Below are 8,644 nucleotides of genomic sequence, written 5' to 3' on the forward strand. Positions count from 1 at the left end.
GTTTTTGACCGGATAATGGTGCTTGCTGAAGCGCGCGCCATTGCCTATTGCTATCATAGCAAATAGAGTCACTCACACTCAGATAATGTGAGCATCAGAAAACCTGCGGGTAGGAGTAAGAATAAGGAGCTACTTTTGCTGCGATTGCGTTCAGATTTTTTCAACACCCGAATCGGACGGATTGTTCTCATTGAGCGGTTTTAAGCATTGCTCAATGGTCTCGCTCAGTTCGGTCATGTTGATGGGCTTGGTGAGGTAATGCACGAAACCGGCATGAAGCGCACGTTCGACATCCATTGTCATTGCATCCGCAGACAGTGCGATGACAGGAATGTCGCAGATTGCCGGATCAGCTTTTAAAGCTTCCAGAACGGCGTAACCATCGATACCGGGCAGATGGATATCCAGCAAGATGACAGCCGGTTTATAGCGTCGGGCCAGATCCAAACCAAATTCGCCGCGTGTTGCCGAAATCAGCTTCAAGTGGGGAAAATACTGGAACATGGCTTCGACCACGCGCAGATTGGATGCATTATCTTCAATATACAGCACCAGCCATTCCTGGCCATCCGTGGTAAAGATTTTTTCCTGCAGTTCTGCGCTTTCGTCGGGAGCGGACGTGGTTTGGGTAATCAGCGGTAATTCAATCCAAAACATTGAACCTTTGCCTAACGTGCTGTTGAACCCCAGCACGCCCCCCATCAGTTCGGCCAATTGTTTGCACAATGCAAGCCCGATACCGGTGCCTTCGACTTCGGTGAATTCAGCACCGAGCCGCTCGAACGGCTTGAACAGTTGCGCAAAATTTTCATGCGCAATGCCGGGACCGGTATCGGTAATGCATAGCCGTACGATATTGCTGGCCGGAAATTCTCGGGTAATGTCGATGCTGCCATTGATAATGTTGTATTTGACGGCATTCGAGAGCAAATTGACCAGTACTTGTTTCAGGCGGGTTGGGTCAGCGAGAACGGTGATATTTTCTTCGCATTCGTTGAGCAAATGAATTTGTTTTGCCCGAGCAACAGGTTGAATAATCTCGATAACGGCCCTGAGGATATCGCTGAGATTGATCGGTTGTAGTAAGACCGTCATTTTTCCTGATTCGATACGTGCGAGATCCAATAATTCATTGATCAGTTTCAACAGATAATCGCCGGCGCGGTGGATTTCATGGACAAATCGCGATTGTTTCGGAGTAAGATTCTGATATTCAAGAACATGTGAGAACCCAAGAATGGCATTCATCGGCGTTCTCAGTTCATGGCTCATACGAGATAAAAATTCGCTTTTGGCGCGGTTAGCGCGCTCGGCGTCGTCCCGTGCCGCGGTCAGCTCGGCAGTGCGCAATTTGACGCGAGTTTCAAGATCATCATTGAGCGCCTTGAGATTTTCTTCAGCTTCCTTGAGATCGGTGATATCAGTAATCGAGCCCACCATGCGCATAGGTTTACCGTGAATATCCCGAATGGCTTCGCCGCGCGACAGTATCCACCGGTAACTGCCGTTTTTGTGCTGCAATCGCAATTCCACACGGTAAGGCGCATTGTTCTCGAGATGTGCCTTAACCGCCTGATCGACGATGGGCTTGTCATCCGGATGAATGAAATTGAAGAATGATGAACCATCCGCAGGCAACTCATCATCGCGGTAACCGATGATTTCTTTCCAGCGTGGTGAATGATAGGCTTGTCCGGTCACCGGATTCCAATCCCAGATGCCATCATTGGTCGCTTTGAGAACCAGGCGCATGCGTTCTTCGCTCTGGCGCAGGTTGGTTTCCATCTGTTTGCTTTCAGTGACGTCGTTACCGATGCTGATCATGAAATTAACCCGACCTTGATCATTGCGCAATAGGGTATTGTTCCATTCAATCAACCGGTATTCGCCGGCTTTCGTCAGCCAATAATTGATGTGCTGGTGCGCCGAAATGTCTGAACTGGCGGTCATTGCTTCAAATGCTTCTTTTTGAACGATATAGGCATTTTCAGGCGCCACGAAAATGTCCCAGGGGCATTTTCCGGCGACTTCTGCAAAGGTGAATCCGCTGAGTTCCTCACACGCGGCATTGAATCGATAGATGCGCCCTTGAGAATCCAGCACGACCACCAGGGCACCTACATTTTCGATGACGGCATTGAGAAAATCCGGGTCACGCATTGATTGATCGATCATACTGTTTTGCAATAGAAAAGATTAAAGAGAATCTTGTTGTACTTCAGAGTGTGAAATAGGAAGATTAGGAAGAATTTTAAACCCAAACAATGGTATTCTTTTTGGCAATTAAAGGCCGAAAAGCGTTCCTTAACAATGAATCTATCCACGCCAGAATTGCTGCTTCATTCAACAATTGACCGATTTTAAGTGAGTGATATCAAAGAAATTACTGAATTATTGATCAAATTCCGCGATGAACGGGATTGGGCACAGTTTCATACTGCAAAAGACCTGGCTCTGGCGCTGAATATCGAAGCCGGTGAGCTACTGGAAGCTTTCTTATGGAAGACTTCCGAGCAGGCCGATCCTGAACAGGTCAAGGAAGAACTCGCGGATGTGATCGCGTATGCATTCATGTTGGCTGAAAAGTATGATTTTGATGTGCGCCGGATCATGCTGGAAAAGATTGAGCGCAATGCCCAGAAGTATCCGGTGACAAAATCCAAGGGAACCGCAAAGAAATATACCGAGTTATAGCTGGCGCCAAGCATTATGCTCGGAGTCTAAAAGCCATTCACAATCATCGTTTTTTTGATTCAAGGGCGCTGCTTGGTTAGAATGGCGCTGCACAGTGGAAATTACATCGGAGGAATCACACTATGACACATGGCGTTGGTCTACAGCATTCTCTTGATCGTATCGATACACTTCCCGCGCTGCCGGTCATTGCACAGAAATTGCTGACATTGGCGCTGGATACGGATGAGGGAGAAGCGCAATTGCTCAAGCTCATTGCCCAGGATCCGCAGATCTCGGCCAAGATCATCGGCTTGTCGAACAGCGCCCTGTTTGGCTCTCCGCGCAAGATTACCTCAGTCAGCGATGCGGCCATGTGCTTGGGATTGACGCAGGTCAAATCGGTCGCGGTCGGGATTGCGACGATGTCGGCTTTGGCCAAGCCATCCGAAGGCAAATTCAAATCCACGGATCTGTGGACGCACAATATGGCCATTGCCAACGCGATGCGCGTAATTGCCCGACATATGCCCGCGCGTCTGCGTCCTCTGGATGATCAGATATTCCTGGCGGGCCTGCTGCATGATATCGGCTATAACATATTGAATTTCCTTGATGGCCATGCCAGCGATGCGCTGTACGAAAAACTCAGTGCCGCATCCGACGATTCGCTGCTGAACATCGAACAGCAGCTGTTAGGAACGCATCATGGTGAACTCGGTGCACGGCTTGCGCTGCATTGGGGATTGCCGGAAGAAATCGTCGCGGTTATTCGCTATCATCATATGCCCGATAATGCCGACGCTGAAGCCGGTCAGCCGCTTGTGAATCTGGTTCATCTCGCAGAGAAACTCCTGCCGGATCTGGGGATTCCCGAGCATATGGACCGGAAAATTCTGCCCCAGGAATGGATTGGGTTGGGAATCGATGCCATTGAACAGGATGCCATCGCCAAAGAAGTAGAAACAGTGGCAGAGCAGGCCAAGCAATTGGCCATCGCATAGCAGAATGCTAAAAAATTACTGGGAATATTCAGGAAGCCGGCAAATTGGGCGAGTCTGAGTACAACGTGGTTTGACCGACGCAAGTATTTTCCAGCTCGTCCGCAACGTCATCTTTCCTGAGCGCTATTTCGAAGCCAATCGCCATAAGGACGTGATTTCCGCTGCACGTGCGGGGTGCAACGGATCATCGGTATCGGCTACGCGCGGATGGCACGGCTGTATGTCGGAACGACCGAGGATCGTCAAACCAGCTTCATCGATGAGCGCAAGCAATGTTTCTCGAGTTCGCAAACCCAGATGCTCGGCAAAATCGGAAAGAATCAGCCAGCCTTCGCCACCGGGAACCAGATGAGCGCCCAGACCACGCAGAAATCCGATCAACATGCGATTGTCCGGATCGAAGATGGCTTGTTCCAGCGGCGAACTCGGGCGCCCCGGAAGCCAAGGGGGATTGCAGACAATCAACGCGGCTTGTCCTGCCGGAAAAAGGTCTGCCTGCACCAGATCTACGTGTTTCATGAAATTCAGGCGAGTCAGATTCTCGCGTGCGCATTCCAGTGCGCGCATATCCTGATCGGTGGCGATGATACGCTGGATACCGCGGTGCGCCAGTACCGCAGCTAAAATTCCCGTGCCGGTGCCGATATCGAATGCAATGGATTGTGTTGCAATACTATCCGGTAAGGGTACGCGGTTAATCAAATCGACATATTCGCTGCGGATCGGCGCGAAAACGCCATAGTGCGGATGAATTCGCGCGTTCAGCGCTGGAATGTCAATCCCTTTTTTGTGCCATTCATGCGCGCCAATCACGCCATGCAATTCCCGCAATGAAACGATGTAACCGTCAGAACGCGAGCCGTAAGCCTGCAGGCAAGCTAACCGAACATCAGGCGCACGGCGCAATGGAATACTATGATCTGCCGCGACGGGAATCAGTAACTGGCCCAATATGCGGGCACGCTGCGCCTGCGCCTGACGATGCGCGTGAAACGCTGCTGTGATGGATGGATGAGGAATGCTCTCCATGCGTAGCGCACGTTTTTTTTCGATGCGCCGCGCTAGCGCTTGCAGGAGCTGACGCGCATTTTGAAAATCACCCCGCCACAACAGTGCAATGCCTTCGCAGGCCAGCCGGTAAGCGGCGTCAGCGCTGATCCGGTCATCGATGACCTGGACGCGCCGCGGTGGCGGTAGATTTTTCTCCGAGCGCCAGCGGGCGGATTGTTCTTCGCCCTTTTCATTCCAATGCACGAACGGATAATCAGACATGGCAATCGTTGAGGTGCGCCTTGTTGCAGATGATGTTTGGGTTGATGCGGAGATCTCGGTACATGACGAGGTAGAACGTGGGTCGATGATGATCAAACTTGGAATGAGCCGGTATTATACCCTCCATGCGATTAGAATTCGGTTGATTACCAGGAAAATGGATTTCGCAATAATTTTTCAGGGTGTTGTTGAGATTTTTTTGAAAGCATGCATCTCCGCGCTGTGTAGAATTGTATATGTTTGCACACTGTCGATTTTTTCTATGGATATACTTATGAAAATGGTTCATTTTAAAAATAAACCGCCCTCCCGTCAGGACTCCGGGTTCAGACGAAAATTCTGCCAGGTGGCCTCGTTAGCCATGCTGAGCCTATTCATTGCGGTGCACGCCGATGCGACCGAGCCGTCCTTCAACATCAAACCGCATGAGGTGTCGGAGCGGTGTGACGCCAAAGTGGCCCAGATCCGTGTCACGGTCAATAACGTCAAGGCGGGCGGGGTTCTCAACGTTGAATTATATGATGATCCAGAGCACTTTCTATTCAAAAAAGGGCGTAAGCGCAAGGTTCGCGTTCCCGCGGCACAGGGCCAACAGATCGTCTGCATGAATCTCGATCGGCCCGGTACTTATGCGGTCGCGGTCTATCATGATCGCGACGGTGACCGGAAATTGAAAAAACAGTGGAATTTAGTGCCCAGTGAGCCGTTCGGCTTATCGAACAATCCGGATAATCCTAGCAGCTTCCCGAAATTCAGCGATTCTGCATTTACCACGAATTCACAAGGTGCGGATATCGTCGTTAATCTGCGCGAAGCTCCCGAACGATAGTATGCGCATGCTGCTGAGCTTGTTGACGATCGTTGCCGTTGCTTACGTGGCGCTGGTGCTGCTGGTGTACTGGGGGCAATCCCGGCTGATGTATTTTCCACAGCAACAGCTCAGCGATACCCCGGCTGATATTGGTCTGGAGTATTCAACGGTGCATATCGCCACCGGCGATGGCGAAACATTGCATGGCTGGTGGGTGCCAGTGCCAGAGGCCAAAGGAACGGTGCTGTTTTTCCATGGCAATGCCGGCAATATTTCCCATCGCATCAATTATCTGGCGATGTTCAAACGGCTGGGTTATCACACGTTGCTGGTGGATTACCGGGGTTATGGCCGGAGCAGCGGCACGCCATCGGAAGCCGGTATGTATGCGGATGCGCAGGCAGCGTGGCGTTATCTGATCGACGTTCAGGGACATGCACCGGCACAAATCGTATTGTTCGGGGAATCGCTCGGCGGTGCAGTGGCGGCATGGTTGGCGGGCCGTGAGCAACCGGGCCTGTTGGTGCTGGCTTCGACGTTCACATCAGCGCCTGACCTGGCGGCAACGCTGTATCCGTTTCTGCCGGTGCGCTGGATTGCCCGCTTTCAGTACGACACGCTGGCGTCGCTGAAGTCGGTGGCGTGCCCGGTTTTCATCGCCCATAGCCCCGACGACGAGATCATCCCGTTCGGACACGGTCAGCGGTTATTTGAGGCGGCCGCGGAACCGAAGCAGTTTCTGACATTGGAAGGCGGACACAATAGCGGCTTCATTTTCATGCAACCGCGCTGGATCAAAGCACTGGGAGGGTTTATGGATGAACGGATGAGCAAGCTGCCTAAACAATAGCGATGAATCTATGGGCTTCGCGGCAACCGATTCAGCGCTTGCCGGTAGAAGTATGGCGGCGGCGCCAGAATAATGAATCGGCCCAGCGCTGCTCGGTGGCATAGTATCCCGCCCGGGTAGCGATGTACTCAGAAAAAATTGCTTCCAGATCCTGACTGAAATGCGCAATCGCAGCCGTTTCCCCGGATAAATAGCGAATAACGACCTGTCCGGCCATCCAACCATGCCGCAATCCTTTGGTGATGCCCTGCGATGACAGCGGATCGAACGCCATGGCGGCATCGCCGATGGCCAGCCAGCGGTCACCAAAAAAATGGTCCAGGCGTTGACTCCTTGCCGAACAGACAACAGGCTTACTCATTGTCGCAAACGATTGAAGTATAGGGGCCACGGCCCGGGTTTTGCCAAGTACGACCCGCCAACTATTCTCAATCGAATGTTTTCTCAGATCGATCAAATCCGGATCAGTAATGAACATGCATACGCCCTGCCCATCGGCCAGTGGAGCGAAATACCACCACCCGATTTCGCAGGGTTCGATCACGATGTGGGTCGTGCGATCGTTGATCGGCCCGGCACAGCTATGGTAATTTCGGATCAGTGCTATTTGCGCATCCCATGCAATGATATGGCTTGCTTGCGTCCTGGCGATACTGGCTGATTTGCCGCTGGCATCGAGCACGAATTGGGTTTCCATGCAGCAGCGAACTTCCTCGGTAACAATATCGATTCTCCAGGCAGCGCCCGTCCAGCTTAATTGCTGAATTTTTGCGTGTTCAAGGATCAGGGTGCCTTGTCGGCGCACGTGATCGGCAAATTGCCGGTCAAATTGGGGACGCGTAAGATTGAGGCCATGGCCGAACGGGTGATAGAAATAATCCAATTCATGCGGTGTATGCTCATTTCCCCACCACGACACTACTCCTGCGCAGTGAAGGTGGCTGGTCGCGTCGCTGCAAATGGCTGAGATTCCCAATTCCTGAAGCACGCCCATCGCGGATGCGGGCAGATGCTCGCCCACGCGCGGTTGATGATACGATCCTTTTTCAATCAGAGCGACGCGCAATCCATTGTTGGCCAAACGCAACGAGGCGGCAAGACCGCAGGGGCCGCCGCCGACGACAACCACATCGTATGAATGGCTAGATTTGATCAACTGAATGGGTTACGTTCGGTTTCGATGAATTTGTCATCCTTTTCGATAATGAAGCCGAGTTCTGTCCACCATTTCACCATATCGCCATAGCTGTTGATTCCGCGTGCGAACCGTTGTATTTCGCCGGAATCGGTGAGGGCCTCGACCGGGCGTTGCGCTGGCCACCATAATTCCCCACAATCGAGAAAATCAGCCTGCCATGGCAATGCCATGCGTTCGGTGAGAAAGCCTGGCGGCAAGCTTTGCTTGATGCGGAAAGGCGCCTCATAGGTCGCTGACTGTGCGATCACATAGGTGACCTCGATTCCGGGGAAAAAAGGCGCGCCTATGCAGCCTTCCAATGCCGAGCGGGTCAGCGCAGCCGGTTGTTCTTGTAAAGGAAGGTCTTCGAATGGAACAGGTACAGGCTCTGCTGTCCAATCGGCGCTGAAGTTACCATTGGCCCATTGTTCCATCATCGCATATTGAAGTTCGGTCAATGCCGCATACTCGCCTTGTGTCGGATCATCGGGATCGAGTCCGCTATTGAGCTTGGGCATGTTCGGCGGCATGGACGGCGGTAAGGTATTGGGATCGACCGGAGTATTGGGTTTCATCAGCCAGTTGATGATTTTCTGCCGCGCAGGTTTGGCTGTATCACTGTTATCCGCCAACTGGGTCAGCCGCTGTTGGGACAAGAAATTGCCTGCGCCACCATGGTGGCGGTTGGCGCGCTCAACGACCCAATGGAGTAAAACAGTGCGCTTGAGAATCGGATAAATATCCTGGGTAAACGAAGGCACTGCTTTCATCAGCGCTGGGTTGAACACTTTTGCGCTTACATTCAACGCCTGATCGTACCAGGTCGTCATGTTCACAATGCCGGGCGCATAGGCGGG

At 52.1% G+C, this 8,644-nt stretch carries 8 protein-coding genes; 4 read left to right on the forward strand and 4 right to left on the reverse strand.

All coding sequences use genetic code 11. The features are described from left to right. Nucleotides 1-150 precede the first annotated feature (150 nt). Nucleotides 151-2,175 carry a hybrid sensor histidine kinase/response regulator gene (locus ABF87_RS04700; protein WP_160827965.1) on the reverse strand — a complete coding sequence of 675 codons (2,025 nt, stop codon included), beginning with the start codon at nucleotides 2,173-2,175 and terminating at the stop codon, nucleotides 151-153. 189 nt (nucleotides 2,176-2,364) lie between these two features. Between ABF87_RS04700 and ABF87_RS04705 the strand changes: the two genes are divergently transcribed. Together ABF87_RS04705 and ABF87_RS04710 are read left to right on the forward strand one after the other, a co-directional pair. Continuing rightward, nucleotides 2,365-2,694, forward strand: a complete 330-nt coding sequence (locus tag ABF87_RS04705; RefSeq protein ID WP_160827966.1) for a nucleotide pyrophosphohydrolase — start codon at nucleotides 2,365-2,367, stop codon at nucleotides 2,692-2,694. A 122-nt stretch (nucleotides 2,695-2,816) separates the two neighbouring features. Continuing rightward, the gene (locus ABF87_RS04710; protein ID WP_160827967.1) at nucleotides 2,817-3,677 is read left to right on the forward strand and encodes an HDOD domain-containing protein; all 861 of its coding nucleotides are present in this window, start codon (nucleotides 2,817-2,819) and stop codon (nucleotides 3,675-3,677) included. A 123-nt stretch (nucleotides 3,678-3,800) separates the two neighbouring features. Here the strand turns inward: ABF87_RS04710 and ABF87_RS04715 are convergent, their stop codons facing one another. After that, nucleotides 3,801-4,949, reverse strand: coding sequence for a class I SAM-dependent methyltransferase (locus ABF87_RS04715; RefSeq protein WP_160827968.1), 1,149 nt, complete (start codon nucleotides 4,947-4,949; stop codon nucleotides 3,801-3,803). A gap of 274 nt (nucleotides 4,950-5,223) precedes the next feature. Between ABF87_RS04715 and ABF87_RS04720 the strand changes: the two genes are divergently transcribed. Both ABF87_RS04720 and ABF87_RS04725 read left to right on the forward strand, forming a co-directional pair. Next, a complete protein-coding gene (locus ABF87_RS04720; RefSeq protein WP_160827969.1) occupies nucleotides 5,224-5,778 on the forward strand; it encodes a DUF2141 domain-containing protein in 555 nt (184 codons plus the stop codon). Nucleotides 5,779-5,785: 7 nt separating this feature from the next. Next, nucleotides 5,786-6,610: an alpha/beta hydrolase gene (locus ABF87_RS04725; protein WP_240143514.1), complete on the forward strand. Its 825-nt coding sequence runs from the start codon at nucleotides 5,786-5,788 to the stop codon at nucleotides 6,608-6,610. A 31-nt stretch (nucleotides 6,611-6,641) separates the two neighbouring features. On the opposite strand, the gene ABF87_RS04730 is transcribed toward ABF87_RS04725, so the two are convergent. Both ABF87_RS04730 and ABF87_RS04735 read right to left on the reverse strand, forming a co-directional pair. Next, nucleotides 6,642-7,766 carry an FAD-dependent monooxygenase gene (locus ABF87_RS04730; RefSeq protein WP_160827971.1) on the reverse strand — a complete coding sequence of 375 codons (1,125 nt, stop codon included), beginning with the start codon at nucleotides 7,764-7,766 and terminating at the stop codon, nucleotides 6,642-6,644. Then, the coding region (locus tag ABF87_RS04735) for a LodA/GoxA family CTQ-dependent oxidase (RefSeq protein WP_193567995.1) at nucleotides 7,763-8,644 on the reverse strand (882 nt) is incomplete at its 5' end. The genes ABF87_RS04735 and ABF87_RS04730, both read right to left, overlap by 4 nt.

Source organism: Nitrosomonas sp. JL21 (genome assembly GCF_009833095.1).
Taxonomy (GTDB): Bacteria; Pseudomonadota; Gammaproteobacteria; order Burkholderiales; family Nitrosomonadaceae; genus Nitrosomonas.

Bases quoted from the DNA above. Each gene is read 5' to 3' on its own strand.
- ABF87_RS04715 (WP_160827968.1), bottom strand. From the start codon at position 4,949: ATGTCTGATTATCCGTTCGTGCATTGGAATGAAAAGGGCGAAGAACAA.
- ABF87_RS04725 (WP_240143514.1), top strand. From the start codon at position 5,786: ATGCTGCTGAGCTTGTTGACGATCGTTGCCGTTGCTTACGTGGCGCTG.
- ABF87_RS04700 (WP_160827965.1), bottom strand. From the start codon at position 2,175: ATGATCGATCAATCAATGCGTGACCCGGATTTTCTCAATGCCGTCATC.
- ABF87_RS04720 (WP_160827969.1), top strand. From the start codon at position 5,224: ATGAAAATGGTTCATTTTAAAAATAAACCGCCCTCCCGTCAGGACTCC.
- ABF87_RS04710 (WP_160827967.1), top strand. From the start codon at position 2,817: ATGACACATGGCGTTGGTCTACAGCATTCTCTTGATCGTATCGATACA.